The 19,106-nt window shown below is 41.7% G+C and carries 8 protein-coding genes; 6 read left to right on the forward strand and 2 right to left on the reverse strand.

The window, feature by feature from the left end; genetic code table 11:
- Positions 1–27 precede the first annotated feature (27 nt).
- Together QWZ17_RS19810 and QWZ17_RS19815 are read left to right on the forward strand one after the other, a co-directional pair.
- Positions 28–1,194 carry a DUF4249 domain-containing protein gene (locus tag QWZ17_RS19810; RefSeq protein ID WP_290307037.1) on the forward strand — a complete coding sequence of 389 codons (1,167 nt, stop codon included), beginning with the start codon at positions 28–30 and terminating at the stop codon, positions 1,192–1,194.
- A 15-nt stretch (positions 1,195–1,209) separates the two neighbouring features.
- Positions 1,210–3,606, forward strand: coding sequence for a hypothetical protein (locus tag QWZ17_RS19815; protein ID WP_290307038.1), 2,397 nt, complete (start codon positions 1,210–1,212; stop codon positions 3,604–3,606).
- 82 nt (positions 3,607–3,688) lie between these two features.
- On the opposite strand, the gene QWZ17_RS19820 is transcribed toward QWZ17_RS19815, so the two are convergent.
- Positions 3,689–7,246 (reverse strand): VCBS repeat-containing protein, encoded by a 3,558-nt coding sequence (locus QWZ17_RS19820; RefSeq protein ID WP_290307039.1) that lies wholly within the window; start codon positions 7,244–7,246, stop codon positions 3,689–3,691.
- 236 nt (positions 7,247–7,482) lie between these two features.
- On the opposite strand from QWZ17_RS19820, the gene QWZ17_RS19825 reads away from it, so the two are divergent.
- Positions 7,483–8,808 (forward strand): vanadium-dependent haloperoxidase, encoded by a 1,326-nt coding sequence (locus tag QWZ17_RS19825; protein ID WP_290307040.1) that lies wholly within the window; start codon positions 7,483–7,485, stop codon positions 8,806–8,808.
- Positions 8,809–8,945: 137 nt separating this feature from the next.
- Here the strand turns inward: QWZ17_RS19825 and QWZ17_RS19830 are convergent, their stop codons facing one another.
- Positions 8,946–12,941, reverse strand: coding sequence for a hybrid sensor histidine kinase/response regulator transcription factor (locus QWZ17_RS19830; RefSeq protein ID WP_290307041.1), 3,996 nt, complete (start codon positions 12,939–12,941; stop codon positions 8,946–8,948).
- 194 nt (positions 12,942–13,135) lie between these two features.
- On the opposite strand from QWZ17_RS19830, the gene QWZ17_RS19835 reads away from it, so the two are divergent.
- From QWZ17_RS19835 to QWZ17_RS19845, 3 genes are read left to right on the forward strand one after another with little or no spacing between them, the layout of a single operon-like run.
- Positions 13,136–16,354, forward strand: a complete 3,219-nt coding sequence (locus tag QWZ17_RS19835; RefSeq protein ID WP_290307042.1) for a SusC/RagA family TonB-linked outer membrane protein — start codon at positions 13,136–13,138, stop codon at positions 16,352–16,354.
- Between the two features lie 23 nt (positions 16,355–16,377).
- Positions 16,378–18,285: a RagB/SusD family nutrient uptake outer membrane protein gene (locus QWZ17_RS19840; protein ID WP_290307043.1), complete on the forward strand. Its 1,908-nt coding sequence runs from the start codon at positions 16,378–16,380 to the stop codon at positions 18,283–18,285.
- 22 nt (positions 18,286–18,307) lie between these two features.
- Entirely contained in the window at positions 18,308–19,012 is a 705-nt protein-coding gene (locus QWZ17_RS19845; RefSeq protein WP_290307044.1) for a DUF3823 domain-containing protein, read from the forward strand.
- Positions 19,013–19,106 lie beyond the last annotated feature (94 nt).

The following is a 19,106-nucleotide window of genomic DNA, read 5'->3' on the forward strand; positions in this document are numbered from 1 at the left end:
GAAAATTGAAGGGATAACAGTTAAGTTATGAAGAAGGCATTATATATATTAATAGGTATAACAATTATTACAGCCTGCAAAAAACAAATTCCTGTACCGGTTGCGGTAACATCTACAAGTTATTTGGTTTTTGACGGGCATATTGCTGTAGGCGATAGTACTTTTATCACCCTTAGCCGTACGGTAAGCTTAACCGGCAATGCAAAGGCAAGCCCCGAACTTGGTGCAAAGGTATCGGTTGAGGGCAAGGACGGAAGTAGTTATGCCTTAACAGCCAAAGATAAGGGTAGCTATGTATGCGCTCCGCTGAATTTATCAGGTAGTCAAACCTATAGGTTAAAAATTATTACCAGCAGTGGTAAACAGTACCTGTCAGATTACGTGCCTGTAAAAAATTCTCCGCCGGTTGATAGCGTAAATTATCAAATAGAAGGTAGTGGTTTAAGTATTAAAGTTAATACGCATGATGCCGCCAATAATACAAAATATTACCGCTGGGATTATATTAACACTTACCAGGTTCAGTCAAAATACGAATCTAAATATATTGTTGTTCAGCCGGATACCTCGGCATTACGCACGCCGGAGCAGCAGGTTTATAACTGCTGGGTAACAGATTCATCGAGTACTATTATTTTAGGATCATCGGCAAAACTATCTGAAGATAAGATAAGTAACCAGGAGGTGGCTTTTATCCTGCCAAGCTCAGAAAAACTACGGATTGAGTTAAGCGTCTTGGTTAAACAATATGCTTTAACCAGCGATGCCTTCAATTACTATGACCTTTTAAAGAAAAACTCGGGACAGGTAGGTGGGGTTTTTGACCCGCAACCCTCGGAGTTAACGGGTAATATTCATAGTGTTACTAACTCTGCAGAGCCTGTTATTGGCTATGTAACCATAGGTGCTGTAACGCAAAAACGTATTTTTATTTACAATAAAAATTTACCTGCAAGCTGGCTCCCCGATTTAAGTTTTTATGACGGCTGCGCTATTATTGTTGAACTATACGACAACCCCTTGCCAGGTGGCTTTCCACCCTATATCGAAAAACAGGTAAAGGAGTTTATATATACAGGCATAGAAACGCCCATCGATACCATTACCAAGCCCTATGCCATGAAATCGGCAAAACCTTATTGTGTTGATTGCACCTTAAGAGGCACTAATAAGAAACCGTTGTATTGGAAATAAAAGAAATGAATAGTTATGAAGAAAAATAACCTTCTTTTTCTCGCTTTTGTATTGTTAACTGCTATAAAACTTCATGCGCAGGTGCTTACCGATGTGCAGCAAGGTTTTAATAATTACAATGCGGATGTTTTGCAGGAAAAGCTTTACCTGCACACAGATAAAAATGGCTATACAGCAGGCGAGGTACTTTGGTTTAAAATATATGATGTTGACGGGATTTTTATGAAACCGCTCGATTTAAGCAAAGTTGCCTATGTTGAGCTGCTTGATGATAAACAGAACCCCGTATTGCAAACTAAGGTAGCTTTAGAAGCCGGAACGGGCAGTGGCTCGGTTTATATACCTGTTAATCTATCAACAGGGAATTTTACGCTAAGGGCATATACCAGTTTGATGAAAAATTTTAGTGCCGATTGTTATTTTTCCAAACAACTGGCTATCATCAACCCACTCAAAAGTCCGGATGCTGCCGGAAAACCAGTTGAAAGTTCTTTTGATATCCAGTTTTTCCCCGAAGGCGGTAAGCTTGTTAGCGGCATTAGCAGTGTGGTAGGTGTAAAGGCCACGGATCAATACGGCAAAAGCGTAGCTTTTAGAGGAGCCGTTTTAAATCAAAAGAATGATACCGTGGCGCGTTTTGTACCGCTTAAATTTGGTATAGGGCACTTTATTTTTAAGCCCGAAAGCAATGCTGTTTACCATGCGGTGGTTTTTATAGACGGCAAAAAAATAAACGAAGATTTCCCTGCTATTAATTCAACAGGTTACGTAATGGGCTTGAAAGATAGTGGAAACGGTCAACTAACTGTTACCGTGAATACAAATTTGCCGGATCAAAATGTTTACCTGTTTGCACAAACCCATAACCTAATTAAAAGGGTTGAAAGCGCCGCGGTATCAAATGGTGTTGCCAGTTTTTTAATAGATAAGAGCAAACTTGGCGAAGGAATTTCGCAGATCACTATTTTTAATGCAGACAAAAAGCCCGTTTGCGAGCGTTTGTTTTTTAAACGTCCGGCAAAAAAGCTAACCATCAACGCGGTTAGCAATGCCCCTGATTACGCTATTCGTAAAAAAGTAAATGTTACTTTAGATACAAGAGCACCGGGTGGCAAACCCGCTCTTGCCGATCTCTCTTTCTCGGTTTATAAGCTCGATTCGCTACAGCGTAATGATCAGGAAGATATTTTAAGCTATTTATGGTTAAGGGCCGATTTGAGAGGCAGTATTGAATCGCCAGGGTATTATTTCAGCAATGCGAATGCTGTAACAGACGAAGCCGCCGATAACCTGATGCTTACACAAGGATGGCGTAGTTTTGCATGGGATGATGTTTTGGCTGGTAAGATGCCCGTATTTAATTTTTTACCCGAGTTTAATGGGCCAATTATTACAGGAAAACTAACAGATAAAATAACCAATCAGCCCGCAAAAGATATCATTGCCTATCTCGGTATTCCTGGCAAACATGTACAACTTACTGCAGCAAAAAGCGATGCCCGTGGCAAGCTGGTATTTAATATCAAAAAGTTTTACGGGCAAAATGAAATTGTAGCCGAAACTAATACTAATGTAGATACCAACTATCGTATAGAAATCCTGACGCCATTTTCTGAGCAGTACGTTAAATTGATAGTGCCCCGTTTAAATATTACGCCCGCCATGCAAAATACTTTTGAAGATCAGGCATTAGCTATGCAGGTACAAAATATTTATAACGGCACCAGAATGAAGCAGTTTGACACTCCAAAAGTTGATAGCGCGGCTTTTTATGGTCATCCTTATAAAACTTACCTTTTAGATAATTATACACGGTTTACCACCATGGAAGAAGTGATGCGGGAATACATCAGGGAAGCCAATGTGGTACATACCGGCAAACAGTTTCACGTACATACAGTTACCGGCGTAGGTATCGGCTATTTATCTGATGAGGACCCCATGATGCTGGTGGATGGTGTACCATTTTTCAACCTGAACAAGGTTTTCGCGATCGATCCCCTTAAGATTCGCAAGTTAGAAGATGTTCCTTATAATTATTCGCTTGGAGCTTCTTATGAACACGGCATCTTTAGTTTAACCAGTTACAAAGGGGATTTGGCCGGTGCCGAAATTGATCCGCATGCCGTTGTATTGGATTATGAAGGATTACAACAGCAACGCCAGTTTTATTCGCCGGTATATGCTACCGATGAGCAAGCCGCCAGCCACATGCCCGATTTTAGGAATGTGCTATATTGGTCGCCTTCAATTAATACAGGCGCGGACGGGAAAAAGCAAATTTCGTTTTATACATCAGATCAACCGGGGAAGTACATAGGAGTAGTACAGGGAATCACACCAACGGGCGAAGCTGGTAGCCAAGCCTTTAGCTTCGAGGTAAAACCAAGCTATTCGTCGCAGGTGAAATAATTGAATGCGGTGTAAAGCTGTATAGCCAGACTTACGAAGTTTTCAAAACTTCGTAAGTCTTTAGCCACAGTACCCTACGGTATTAATAATTTACTTCTCTTTTCTTTCCGCTATATCCTGTTATGGTAATCTTCGCCACGTCAGCATCAATTTCAAAACTTCGTGATGACTGTGACAGGTAGCCTGAACCATAATAAAATTCAATCCTTTTTTTGCTGTTGTTTTTATAAACGATATCGGCATAAAAATCATCTGGCTTAAGTTTAATTGATCTTTTACGGGTGTTATTTACAGGCTTGTAAACCTTTAGGCTATCCTGGTTTTGGGTGGCTACAAAAATATCACCTCCGTTTGCCGATTGAATGGTTGCCAGTCCTTTGGCATCGCCATTAACAAATAAACCGCTTTGGGCTATGGACAGCGGCGCGAAACCACCTTTACCGTTGCCTTTCATCATTAAACCCATAAATGCGTCATGGCGCCCGGTAAAGGGTTCCATCCCAAAATCGTTACCAACCATTACCAGGTCGAGGTTGCCATCGTGGTCGATATCTTTTGCTACCATGCCGTATACAGGAGCCATTTGGGTTGCCAGCGGCATAGCTTTGATGCTGAATTTACCGTTGCCTTTATTTTCAATAAAGCTGGTATTCATATCGGTAGCTTTTAAAATTACGGCCCCCTCTTTATCAGTCGCGCTCCATAAATCATCCATGGTAGCCTGGCCAAAGCCACGGTAGGTGGGGTATTTTTTACGGATAGAGATAAGCTGACTGATCAAATCGTCCCTGGTATGCATCGGGAAAGGTTTTTGAGAACCATCGTCTGCTTTCATGTAGCAAAATATCATGGCATCAAATGAGCCGTTGCCATCAACATCTTTACCCAAAATAGTCATAGGTTGGGTAAACGAGGCTTTGTAGTTGGAGTTTTGCCCAAGGTTGCCGGCTACGTAATCAATATTGCCGTCATTGTTAAAATCGCCGGCAACGATGCTGTTCCACCAGCCTACGTGGTCATCAATACCCGATTGTATTTTGGTGAAGCCATGCCCCGTATTTTTGTAAAAAGTCATGGGCATCCACTCACCAACCACAATTAAATCAACCAGGCCGTCTTTATCAAAATCCGACCATAAAGCATCGGTAATCATACCGCCATGAACCAGATCGGGACAAAGCTGCGCGGTAACGTCGGTGAATTTGCCTCCTTCGTTGTGTAGTATATGGCTTACAGGCGATGAAGGATAAGCACCGGAGACAGAACGACCGCCAACAAACAGATCAAGCTTACCATCGCGATCAAAATCAGCAGCGCGAACGCATGAACCATTGTCATACTCAACAGGTACAGCACTGAAATCTTTTTTGAACATTCCTTTACCATTGTTGATATACAAACGATCCTGGGCGGTGGTATGGTCTTTAGGGAACTCGTAGCTGCCGCTTACCACGTATAGGTCAAGAAAACCGTCATTGTTGGCGTCAAACAGTAAAGCACCCATATCTTCTTCTTCCTTCAAATCTTCGTTGATGAAGCGTTTGGTATCCATGGTAAATTTACCATCGGCACTTTGCATAAAAAATACGCCTTTTTTACCGGCCGCACCGCCTACAAAAAAGTCGTCGTAGCCGTTGTTGTCAATGTCGCCCACGGCAATACACGGCCCGTATTGGCTTAACTTGTGGGGTAGGGTAGGCTGAATATTATAATCTATGGCATCCTTTTCCTGGTGTACATATTTAATACCCAGCTGGTTTGATGCCTGCTGAAACACCGGTTTTTCTTTTACCATGTTTATTACCGGATAATTCCCCGCGCTGTTTTTATATTGCAGCGTTATGGTTTGATTGGCTTTAATATTTTGAAGTAACTGCGTTTTGCCATCGGCCCAGCGAACGCGCAATGAATCAACGTTTGTAGCCGCGCCAATTCCAAAGTGCCCTTTGGCATCATCGGTACTCATATAACCACGACAAGGCTGCTGGTCATAAAACTGTTGTTTGCCCTGGTAATAAACGCGTATAGTTGCACCTATGCCGCCAATGTTTTTACTATCGCCCTGTAAGTTAACCGTAAGGTAATTATGATCCTTGGCAACCTGTTTTTTGTTGTTAGCGGTGTTTTCGTACACAAAAGCATCATCGTCTATATTATTGATTACCAGGTCTAAGTCGCCATCATTGTCCAGATCGGCATAAACACCACCGGTTGAGAATGTGGGTTTAACAATACCCCAGTTTTTAGATTGATCGGCAAACATGTAACCACCTTGGTTTTTAAAAGCATAGCTGGCCGTTTTTACAACCGGGAAAGAGTCTGCTGCTGCAAGATTGCGATTTTCTTTAACCGTACGCCCTTGGTCGTTACTGTAAAGGGCGTGGTCAAGGTCAGTCACATCACGCGGATAGCCATTAGTAATCACCATATCGCGGAAACCATCGTTATCAAAATCGGCAACAAGAGGCGTCCAGCTCCAATCTGTTTGGTAAATGCCGGCCATGTAGGCAATTTCGCTAAATTGGGTATGTCCCATGGGCGTTTGTCCCTGGTTTAACTGCAATACGTTACGAATGTATTGGTGTTCATATTTATATTTTTCATTGTCGATGTAGGTGATGTAATTATCACCCATCAGCATAGTTTTCTTGCGTACATTTTCTTCGGGCAGCATCTCTAACGAAACCAAATCTGGCAAGCCGTCATTGTTAATATCCACAATGTCGCTACCCATAACACTCCATCCGGTGTGTTTAAAATATTCGCCGGCACGGTTGGTAAAAGTTCCGTTTTTATTGTTGATGTAAAGTAAGTCGTTTGATATAAAATCGTTACCCACATAAATATCCGGCCAGCCATCGTTGTTAATGTCCGTTACCGATACTGAATTGCCAAAGCCTTCTATTAAAATGCCGGCCTCCTTGGTTACATTGGTAAAGGTGCCGTTGCCATTGTTGCGGTAAAGCCTGTCGTTATTTTCTGCACTGCCATCAACGAGCTTAGGGCGATAGGCAACAGGGGTGGTTTTGCCCAAAAAGTTGGTAAGCAGGTACATATCCAGGTCGCCGTCATGGTCATAGTCAAAAAATATGGCCTGGGTGCTATAACCGTCGTCATCAAGTCCGTAGGCCTTAGCTTCGTCTTTAAATGTGGGTACACCATCTTTGTTATTCCCCTGGTTTATGTACAGCATGTTGCGCCTTTTTTCGGGGTCCGATTTAAACGAGGCGCAAACATAAATATCCGGCCAACCGTCGTTATTTATATCTATAACAGATACGCCAGCGCTCCATTTGCCTTCGCCGTCTACACCGGCTATGTCGGTAACATCTTTAAATTTCAGATCGCCTTTGTTGAGGAATAATTTGTTGGCCACCATATTGCCCGCGAAATAAACATCGGGCAAGCCATCGTGGTTAAAGTCGCCTATGCCTACGCCTGCACCGTTGTATAAATAGGGGTGATTAAGAATATTGATACTATCACTTGGTGTTAAAGTATTTTTAAAATCGATGCCGGTTTCTGATGCGGGGAGCAGTTTAAAAAGGGTATTGCCGTCTTGCTGATGCGAACAACCCGATGCTAAAAAAAGTAACGATGTGACAAAAAGTTTAAACTTGTTTGGTAAAGTTTTATCCATATAAATGCCGTAATGGTTTAAATTGGTTTTATGCTTTGGTTAAGCTTTAACTTACTGAACGTTATACAGTAAGCGTACGTAAAGAAAACTGATTTTAAATTTATCCATTCTGCAAATGGTATCAAAACTTCGTCAAATTGTATCGCTTAATATTTGTTTATAGATTTACTATTAGCTTTGACAGCTACCCCATTCGGGGCCAATTAACCTTGATTTAAAACATTGTTACCCAACATATGAAGAAACTTTACCTTGCAGTTTGTACTACTGTTTTATTATTAACCAGTTCATGTAATTCCAATAATCAATGGAAAAAACCGGCGGAGAGTGCCGAGTATATCCATCGCTCGGTTAAGGAGGTTACCGAGGTGATGTTGCACGATATTTATTCGCCGCCGGTGGCCAGCCGTATTTACGCGTATATTACCGTTGCCGGTTATGAGGCGGCCAGGAACGGTGATAAAAGCTACCTCTCTTTAGCCGGACAGCTAAAAGGGCTGGATTCTATTCCCCAACCAGAGCCGGGCAAAAAATATTGTTATACCTTGGCGGCGGCTCACGCTATTTTAACGGTGGGCAAAATACTGGTTATGTCTGAAGGCCGCATTGAGACATTTCACGATGGCTTAATGCAGGAATTTAAAAATACGGGCATGCCAGGCGATGTTTATGATAATTCCATAACCTACGGTAAATTAATAGCCGATAGAATTTTAAAATGGGCTGCTAAAGATAACTACAAGCACACCCGTTCGTTATCAAAATACGATGTGCAAACCGATGATGCCAGTTGGAAACCGACGCCGCCCGCCTATATGAAGGGCGTTGAGCCGCACTGGAACGAGATTCGTCCTTTTTTGCTCGATTCGGCGCAGCAGTTTAAGCCTGCCAAAGCGGTTGATTTTTCAATGAAGCCCGAGAGCTATTTTTATAAACTGGCCATGGCTGTACACGATACCGGCTTGCATTTAACAGAACAGCAATCAACTATTGCAACATATTGGGATGATAACCCATTTAAAGTTAATAACAACGGGCACACCATGTTCGCCACCAAAAAGATTTCGCCGGGGGGGCATTGGATCAACATTACGGGTATAGTTTGCCGCAAAGCCAAAGCCGATTATGTGCGCACAGCCCAAATATATGCCTTCATGTCGGCTGTTATTGCAGATAGTTTTATCAATTGCTGGGACGAAAAATATAAAAGCCGTGTAATTCGCCCCGAAACTTATATTAACCAATATATTGATCAAAACTGGATGCCCTTACTGCAAACTCCGCCTTTCCCGGAGTATACCAGCGGGCATAGCGTGGTTTCAAACGCGTCGGCAGTGGTGTTGACCAAATTGTTTGGCGATAATTTTGCCTTTACCGATTCTACAGAGGTTGAATTTAGTATCCCGCCACGCAAGTTCAAATCTTTTAAAGATGCCGCGGCGGAAGCTTCTATCAGCAGGTTTTATGGCGGTATACACTACATGCCATCTATAACAAACGGCGTTGACGAAGGTAACAGGATAGGGGAGTTTGCGCTTACAAAGCTGAAAACACGTAAGTAGAAGATATGCCGCAATTTAGCGTATAAGCGAAGTTTTAAAAAAAACAGACTTACGAAGTTTTTAAAACTTCGTAAGTCTCTCATCGCTTTATATTCCTGACCACTATCGGTATTTCATGAGGGCTTAAACAGTCTCTCTTAGTAAGTTTTAATCTTTTGATTCTTTTTGTTTTGCTGATACTCGGTAGGGGTGGTGCCAAACTGTTTTAAAAAGTTACGGCCCAGGTGCGATTGAGAGCTGTAACCCACCATGTTGGCTACTTCGTAAACCTTATAGTCTCCATCTTCCAAAAGTTTAGCGGCGGCTTTTAAGCGGGTTATGTTGATTAATTCGTTAATACTAAGGTTTGATATAGCCTTTACCTTTCTGTAAAGCGTTGGCTTGCTCATGTTCATGAGATTGGCGATATGCTCAACATCCAGATCGGGGTTTTGAATATTGTGGTTAATAACCGCATTCAGCCTGTCTAAAAAGCTTTCATCGGGCTTGGAGTAGGCCATGGTTTTAATATTGGCCAGCGGCGAACTCGCGAAATGATCTTTTATTTTATTACGATTAATAAGCAGGTTGGCTATCTGCACCTGTAAATGCTCTGGCGAAAACGGCTTTTCTATATAAGCATCTGCACCAACTTCCAAACCTTCAATTTTGCTTTGCAACGTATTTTTTGCGGTTAACAGTATGATAGGGATGTGGCTGTAATCAAAATTGGTTTTGATGCGTTTACATAGTTCAAATCCATCAATACCCGGCATCATCACATCGCTGATGATGAGTTGAATATTTTCTATTTCAATCATATCCAGGGCTTCCTGGCCATTAACCGCCTTTATAATTGCATATTTATCACTCAGGTCATCGGCAATAAAATCCAATATTTCGGGGTTATCGTCAACTAAAAGTATAATCGGTTTCATAAAGTCAAAATTCTCCTCTTTAACGGTATCAATCGGTTCGTAATCATCCGGAGTGTTGTTAAGATCAAACTCCTCTTCCTGGTGTATCGGCAATGTTAAGTTAAATATATTAAAATTGTTAATAGATTTATTCAACACCAACAGCCCTTTGTGTAATTCGGCCAGCGATCGGGATAGTGAAAGACCAATACCTGTGCCTATTTGTTTCTCAGATTCCTTCATCCTGAAAAACGGTTCAAAAATCTTCTCTCGCATTTCATAAGGCACTATGTAGCCATTGTTCCGTATTTCAATGGTAAAGGTGTTATCGGTATCTTCGGCTTTTAACAACTCAATTTCAATAATAGAATTGCCGTATTTTATGGCATTGTTGATAAGGTTGCTTATGATCTTGGTAAAAGCTTCAATATCTACATAGGCGTAAAGACATTTCACAGGTAGTTGCAATGTATAGCTTTGATTTCGCTGCTCGGCCATTGGCTTAAACCTTAAAAAGGCATCGTCAAGCAGCTCGGCTATGTTCGATTTTACAAAATTAAGGCTGAAGCCATTGGTTTCCGTTTTTCTGAAATCCAACAGTTGGTTAGTTAAATCGAGCAGCCTGTTGGTATTTTTTTCCATGATCTTCAAATTGTTTTGAATATCCGGTACGTGCTCAGATTTTTTGATCACCTTTTCCATTGGCCCTTTTATCAAAGTCAACGGTGTGCGTATCTCGTGGGCTACGTTGGTAAAAAACTCAATTTTGGCATTGTAAATTTGTTTTTCCTTATCGCTTTCTAAAATTTCAATAAGTCGGTCGTTTTTAAGCTTATTCCGGTGATGGTATTCCCTGAGCAGGTAATAAATTATTGATGCCAGGAGCAAAGAATAGAGCATATAAGCCAGTGTACTTGCCCAAAATGGTGGCGCGATATCTATTTCGAGCGAAGTTTCTTTTGATGTCCAGATGCCATTGTTGCTGGCCGCTTTAACAATAAAGGTATAATGGCCCGGTTGTAGTTGCGTAAAGTACACTTTCCGGTTTCGTTTTAAATCTGTCCAGCCTTTATCAAGCCCCTTCATCATGTATTTATATTGCGTCATTTCGGGCGAAGGAAAGCTCAACGCGGCAAAATCAATACTGAAGGAGGATTGGTTATGATTTAAGTTAATTTTTGAAGTGTAGATGATTGATTTACTCAGTAGGGAGTCGGCACCATTTACCAAAATTTCCTGGTTATATACTTGAAAACCGGTAATAAGCACCGGTGCTATGTAATTATTAACGCTAAAGGATGAAGGGTTAAAACTAATCATGCCTTTAACACAGCCAAAATACATGGTGCCATCGGTATCTTTAAATGCCGAGTTGTAATTAAACTGATCACTTAACAAGCCGTTTGCCTTGGTGTAAACTTTAATGGCATCGGTAACGATGTTAAAACAAACCAATCCGCGGGAAGTGCTGATCCACAGGTTTTTGTTGTCGTCTTCCAACATCCGGAAGATGTAGTTACTTGGCAAGCCATTATCCAGATCGTAAAATTTAAACACCTTTTTTGCCGGGTTATAGCGCCACAAGCCAAGCCCGTCTGTTGCAAACCAAAGGGTATGGTTACTATCTTCAAACGCGCCATTTACGGTAGATCCATTTATGGCATTTTTAACAGGGTAAGTATCCTGCAAATGGATACTGGTGTTTTTTACAGGATCATAAGTATAAATTCCATCGCGTACGGTGGCCACCCAAATTTTACCGGCGTGGTCTTCAATAATATCATAGATAAAATCGTATGGGGGAATTTTGTCAATCGGTATAAAATCATGCGCTTTGCGGTTGTACAGGTAAAAGCCCCTGGTAGCCCCTACATAAATATCTCCGTTGCGCGTTTTACGAAAGCAGATCACAAAATTACTCTTGAGCGTTTTATTGTCTTTACCGGCAAGATAAACCTTAACAACTTTGCCGGTTGGTATATCCATAACATCAAGCCCGCGTTCAAATGTGCCTATGAACAAATCTTTACCGTCGGGCATCAGGCCATGAATGTTGGTGTTTGAAATATCGGTTTCGCCGCCGGGTAGGTAATGCGTCCAGGTACGTTTATCGGCGCTTAGTTTATTCAAGCCGTTATCTTCGGTACCCATCCAAAGGTTTCCGTAATCGTCTTTACAAATTTCCCGCACAACGTTGCCTTTAAGCGAGTTTTTTTCATCGCCGGGATAAATTTTGTTAAAGGTGGAGTATTGTTTGGGATAATAATTTACGCCGCCAAAATAAGTACCGGCCCATATGCCTCCTTCAACATCACGGCAAAGGGTATAAACGGCATTGTCTGATATGCTATAAGGATCGTTATACTTTTTCTTTAAATTGGTAAATGTGCCATGTTGGGCATCATATATAAATATACCTGACTCTGTCGCCAGCCAAAATTCGTTGTCGTTATATTTTGCAATATCCCTTACATATACCCCGGTTTTATTGGGGTTATAGGTAAGCGCGTCGGTATAAGTGCCGGTGGTACAGTCAAAAATTTTAAACCCCTGGCCCGATGTTGCTATAAATATTTTATTGCTGGCCGGACTAAACAGTTTTTCGATAAAGTTTGTAGGGGCCCAGTTTGAATGGTTAATAACACTATAGCTTCTAAACCGGTTGGAAGCGGTGTCCAGGCGCTCGATGGTGCCGTTTGCCGATGAAATCCATAAATAACCATTATTGTTTTGAGTGATTCCCGTGGCATCAAAATGCTGCTGGTTATAGTAATCGGTAATTTTAAGCGTTTTTTGATCGTACTTGATGAGCGATGCTCCGGCTACGTACCAGCAATTGTTGTATTTATCAAAAGTTATGGCCCTTACACCATTTTTGTTTAGGGGGTTAATCTGCGAAAAGCTTTCGGTTTTACTGTCAAATTTATCAATCCCCTCATCTGTACCCACCCATAAATTACCATCGTTATCAAGTGCAAGAGCATGCACCATGTTGTTGCAGATGCTTTTATTGTTTTTGGGGTTATGCCTGAAAACCCTGAAAGTGTATCCGTCAAAACGGTTTAGGCCATCGCGCGTGCCAAACCATAAAAAACCCTGTTTATCCTGTATACTACTATATACAGTATTGTTTGATAAGCCCTGCTCAACCTGGTAATGCCTGAAGTAATAAGGCTGCGCATTACATAGGGTACAGGGAATAATGAATAGTAAAAGAATGAAGTATATCGGTTTCAAAACGGTTAGCTTAAAACAAATATAGCCATTCCTTAACGGTGTTTTCGTCACAATCAAAAATGATACGTTTTGACTAATTATTGATACTTTTTGGTTAATTAAGAGCCCCCAAAATCCTCTTTCTTTACAACGTGATTTTAGATATGTCAATCTTACATTTTTAAAATTAACAATTAACCAATAATAAATCATTTATGAGAAAATTTTTACTACTCAGGCATGGGGGGCCTTCCCGCATGCAATGGCCGCCCAGTAAGTGGGGCCAAAAAGTAACGCTAATCTTATTTTCTATCATGACATGTCTGCTGGTTTCATTTAGTGCATCGGCACAAGTGAAAGTAAGTGGTACCGTTTCTGATACTACCGGTGAGGTACTTACCGGTGTAGCTATCAGGATACGTGGTACCCAGGGCGGTACTACAACTGATGTAAAAGGTAATTTTAGCATTAGCGTACCAAACGCAAACGCTGTACTGGTATTCACCTACATTGGCTTTAATGCATTGGAGTATCCGCTAAACGGACAAACCAACATTAGGGTGCGTTTAAAATCAAGCAACTCGGCTTTACAGGAAGTTGTTGTTACGGGTTACGGCTCGCAAAAAAAGGAATCAATTACGGGTGCCATTTCCAGCGTTACCAGCAAAGATCTTGGTCGTGTTCACGGCGGTTCAACGGTGAGTACTGGTTTGGCGGGTAAAATTCCTGGTGTAACTTTCAGGCAGGCAGAAGGCAGGCCCGGAGCAAGCGCCAGTATCCAAATTCGTAACATGGGTACACCGCTATACGTAATTGACGGTATACAGCAGGACGAAGGCCAGTTTAACAATCTTGCACCAAACGACGTTGAAAGCGTTACCGTGTTGAAAGACGCATCGGCCGCTATATATGGTGTACGTGCAGGTAATGGTGTTGTGGTAGTAACCACAAAAAAAGGACAGGGTGAAAGCAGAATTAACGTTGACTCTTACTTAGGTTTCCAATATTGGGATAGGTTCCCCAACGTGTTAACCAATTCATATGATTATATGAAAGCCCTGCAGGCAGCACAGGTTGTAACCAACGGAAGCACTTCTATTACCGATGCCGAATTGGCTAAGTACAAAGCAGGTACCGAACCGGGTTACCAAAGCTTTAACTGGAAACCGTTTATTTTGCAAAACAACGGTGCTCCTTTAAATTCATTCCACGGCGACATGACTGGTGGTAATGACAGGGTTACTTATTATGTTGCTGGTACTACTCTATACCAGAATGATCAGGCTGGTTCTGAATATTATTTCAGAAGAACAAACATTCAGTCGAACGTTAAAGCAAGAGTGGCTTCAGGTCTCTCTGTTAGCTTAAACATTAACGGTCGTATTGAAACCCGCGAAAACCCAGGTGTACCGGGCGGCGATGATTATTTTCTGGCTAAATTAGGTATCCTTGAAAACACCCCGTTAGACAGGCCATATGCTAATGACAATCCAGCTTACTTAAGAGATAATGGCCCACATACAGAAGCTAACTATGCTTTCTTAAATGATAAATTATCGGGTGTTTACCATCAGGACTGGAGGGTATTGCAAACCAACTTTGGCGTTGAATACGCGGCTCCGTTCCTGAAAGGCCTGGTAGCAAAATATGATTACTCGTATTACATAGCCGATGAGCTTTTAAACAACCACGAGTATACTTATAATGCTTATACTTATAACGAAACTACCAAAAATTACGACATCACCCACGCGGTGACTAATCCATGGAGAGAGCGTGAGCAACGTAAAGAACTGAATACTACCACTCAGTTCCAGTTAAGCTATAACAATACTTTTGGTAAAAGCACTGTTGGCGGTACTTTTGTTGCAGAACGCACCCACCTTGAGCATTTAAGGAACTGGTTACACGCCAGCCCTATTTCAAACAACCTGCCTTTAATTTATTTGCCAACGGTAGATACTTACCAGGATAGTGATGACTCTGAAGCTCGTATAGGTTACGTAGCACGTTTAAACTACAACTACGATAACAAATACTATTTTGAAGGATCAGCCAGAAGAGATGCTTCTTATTTATTTGATCCGGCCCACCGTGTAGGTTATTTCCCAGGCGGCTCTATCGGATGGAGAATTACCCAGGAAGGTTTCATGAAAAAATTATTGGGTGATAATAGTGTGCTTAATGATTTGAAATTCAGGGGGTCATACGGTGTTTTAGGGGATGACCGTGATCCAAACAATCCTAATAACCCAATTACCGCGCCTTATGGTTACCTATCTGGTTACAACTACAATACAGGTGCGGCGGGCAGCATAGCCATATTAGATGGTAATGCGGTTTCAACATCACAAAGCAAAGGCGTACCTGTTAATACCGTATCATGGCTTAAAAGTAAGATACTTGACATTGGTGCCGATTTCAGCTTATTTAACAGCCATTTAACCGGTACTGTCGATTACTTTAACAGGGCACGTACCGGTCTGGTAGGCACAAACTACGCGGTAGTTTTGCCACAGGAAACAGGTTATAGCCTGCCAAGTATCAATGAAAACAGCGATCAGCAGCGCGGTGGAGAAATTTCATTAGCTTACTTTAATAAAGTGGGTGATGTTAGTTATAACGTAGGTGGTAACTTTTCTTACAGCCGTAAAAAAACGATCATTAACAAAAGTAACCCTTTCGGTAACTCGTTAGATGAGTACGCAAACTCGCAGGTTAACAGAACCGCTAATGAAACCTGGGGTTATGAAGTTATCGGGCAGTTTCAGTCAATAGCGCAGATTAATGCTTATAAAGTAAATGAGGATGGCAAAGGCAACAGCAGCGTTTTACCCGGCGATTTGATTTATAAAGATATAAACGGCGATGGTAAAATTGATGGCAATGACGCGCGCCCAATTGGGTATGGTTTAGGCGCTCAGCCAAACATTAACTTTGGCTTAACTTTAGGCGCATCTTATAAAGGGTTTGATTTCCACGCCGATTTTTCTGGCGCGTCTGGCTACTCATGGAACCAAAACTGGGAATCAAGATGGGCATTCCAGAACAATGGTAACTTAAATACCATTTTTAACGATAGCTGGCACCTAAGTAATCCTACCGATTTAAACAGCACTTGGATTCCGGGAAAATACCCTGTGAACAGGAATAACATAGGCACCAACCATTATGATTATAACGTTAACTCAACCTTTTGGCTGCATAACGTAAAATACATAAGAGCCAGAACAATTGAGTTAGGTTACTCACTACCAACATCATTATTAGCAAAGGTTAAAATTAAAAGAGCAAGGTTTTACGCCAACGTTTACAACTTGTTTTCAATTGATAACCTGCATCAGTATGGTGTTGATCCGGAAACTGCCGACGATAACGGTTTGCAGACTCCGCAAAACAGGGTTTATAACTTTGGAGTTAACTTAACCTTTTAATAAAAATTTTAAGTCAGATATTCATGAAAAAGATATTAGGAATAATGGGTTTTGCAGCCCTGCTAACTACAGGATCATGCAAAAAGGATAGCGATTTTTTAACTGTCCCCCCAAAATCGGTAATCACAACGCAAACTGCCTTTTCAGATCCGGCGTTGGTATTATCTGTGATAGGCGATTTATATAACAGGCAAAAAGACTTTTCGAGCCTCGACGATGGTTGGGCAACATTTGCCGATTTTGGCGAATCGTTCCCTTCAGACAACGGCGCGTATTATTTTGTTCAAAATCGTAACTGGAATTACGGTACATGGGCAATATGGGATTATGGTTACATCCGCGACCTTAACCTTTTTATTGATAACCTTAATGCCTCCACCCAATTATTAGCGGCCGATAAAGCCAGGTTTTTAGCCGAAGGTCGTTTTTTACGTGCCAACTACTACTTTGAAATGGTTAAACGTATGGGCGGTGTACCGCTTATTACCAAAACCCTTACTTATGATAACAGCGGTAACGTAGTAGGGTTACAAATACCACGTGCTAAAGAATCTGAGGTTTATGATTTTGTGATCAGTGAGGCTGAAGCTATTAAAGGCTCATTACCGACAGATCCGAGCGAAAAATCAAGAGCTACACAAGCCGCCGCGCTTGCTATGGAAGCCCGTGCAGCTTTATATGCAGGCTCAATTGCTAAATACGGCGCTACTACTCCGCAGGTGTCATTAACCGGCGGCGAAGTAGGTATCCCGGCAAGCATGGCAGCTGGTTATTATACTAAGGCGCTCACCGCGGCACAGGCAATTATCAATGGTGCTGCCGGTGCTTATAAATTGTATAAAGTATTGCCAAATCTTTCAGATAATTTTGCAGCTGTTTTCTTAGATAAAAGTTCTGTTAACCAGGAGTCTATCTGGGTGGAGGATTTTAAAGCGCTTGCAGGTAAAACCCATGGTTTTACAACCAGCGATCAGCCATATTCAGTATCTGATGAGGCTTCTGACGCAGGTCGTTTAGATCCTTCTTTGAACTTAGTTGAATCTTTTGAAAAACTGGATAATACATTTGCACCTATCCCTACAAAAGATGGCGCCGGCAATCCAATTTATTATACAGATCAGCAAGATCCTTTTGCCGGCCGCGACGCGCGTTTGGGTGGTACAGTAATGTTGCCACACTCTTTCTTTAAAACAGCCTTTATTGATATTTGGGGTGGCTACCTTTTAGCCGATGGCTCAATTTTATCAAGTGATGATGCAACCCACCTTGCAAAACTACCAGGTACAGACGCTTTAGTACAAGTAGTAGGTAAAGATGGCCCGACACCAACAGGCGAGCCATTGCGCACACAAACAGGCTTTTACATCCGTAAATACATTGATCCAACTACAGGTTCTGGTCGCCGTGGCCGTGGTAGCGATGTTAACTTTATCCGTTACCGTTATGCCGAAGTATTGCTGAACGCCGCCGAAGCTTCTGCCGAATTAGGTGATTACGCAACAGCAACCACTTATATCAACCAGGTACGTTCAAGGGCCGGCCTTACAACACCTTTGGTGTTAACGGGCGCTAACTATTTTGATCGTATTGTGCATGAACGCCGTGCCGAGCTTTCATTTGAAGGCCTTAACCTGTTTGATATGAAACGTTGGAGGATAGCGACCAAAGTTTGGGATGGTAATACCGAATCATTGGCCGATTTAACCAGCAACATTGGTGCTGCAACAAAAAGAAACACGCAGCCATGGGGTTTATATCCTTACAAATACTACAACCCGGGTAATGCGAATAATGGTAAATGGGTATTTAGAGAGGTATTGCCATCAAACGTAACAGGTGTGCTTAATTTTAGATTAGGAAACTATTATTCACAAATTAACGATGGAATAATAACAGCCAACCCTAAAATTGTAAGGCAACCAAATCAATAAGTTTAATAAAAAATTGAATCACATGAAAATCAAATTTCATCACATCATCATATTAGCCGCCATGCTTGCAGGTTCGTCTTGCAGCAAGCTGGATAATATTAAGCCACCGTCAACAACATTAAAAGGGCAGCTAATGTATAAGGGAACTCCCATAGGCGTTGAATATAACCAGGTGCCTTTCAGGCTGTATCAAACAGGTTACGCTGGTAACACGCCCATAACTGGTACGTTTGACCAGGAAGGAAATTATTCGGTATTAACCTTTAACGGCAACTATAAATTTACAATTCCAGGCGGCCAGGGACCTTTCCAATGGAAAGAGCTTCCATCTGGTGGCAGGGATACAATAGCAATCGCGCTTACAGGAAATCAAACAGTAAATATCGAAGTTACTCCTTATTACATGATTACCAATTCGGCTATAACTGCTTCCGGAAATAATGTTGCTGCTAAGTTTGGCATCCAAAAAATCATTACCGATGCTACGGCTAAAAATATACAAACCGTAAGTTTATTTGTAAATAAAACCCAGTTTGTATCACCTGCAGATCATGCTGCCGAAGCCGATTTGGATGGTTCGGCAATTACCGATATGTCAAACATTTCGTTAAGCGTTGCAAAACCAACGTTTGCCATTACGCAAAACTATGTTTATGCCCGTGTGGGTATCCGTATAGCCGGGGTGGAGGATATGATATTCTCGCCATTGGTTAAAGTGACCTTCTAAGTTAATAATTGGTTGGGGCCGTACTGTGGTGGTATGGCCCCTTTTTTTCTTCCTATCCTGTATTAATTTTATATTGCCCTCTATTGATCTGTTT

The organism is Mucilaginibacter flavus (genome assembly GCF_030409315.1).
Lineage (GTDB): Bacteria > Bacteroidota > Bacteroidia > Sphingobacteriales > Sphingobacteriaceae > Mucilaginibacter > Mucilaginibacter flavus.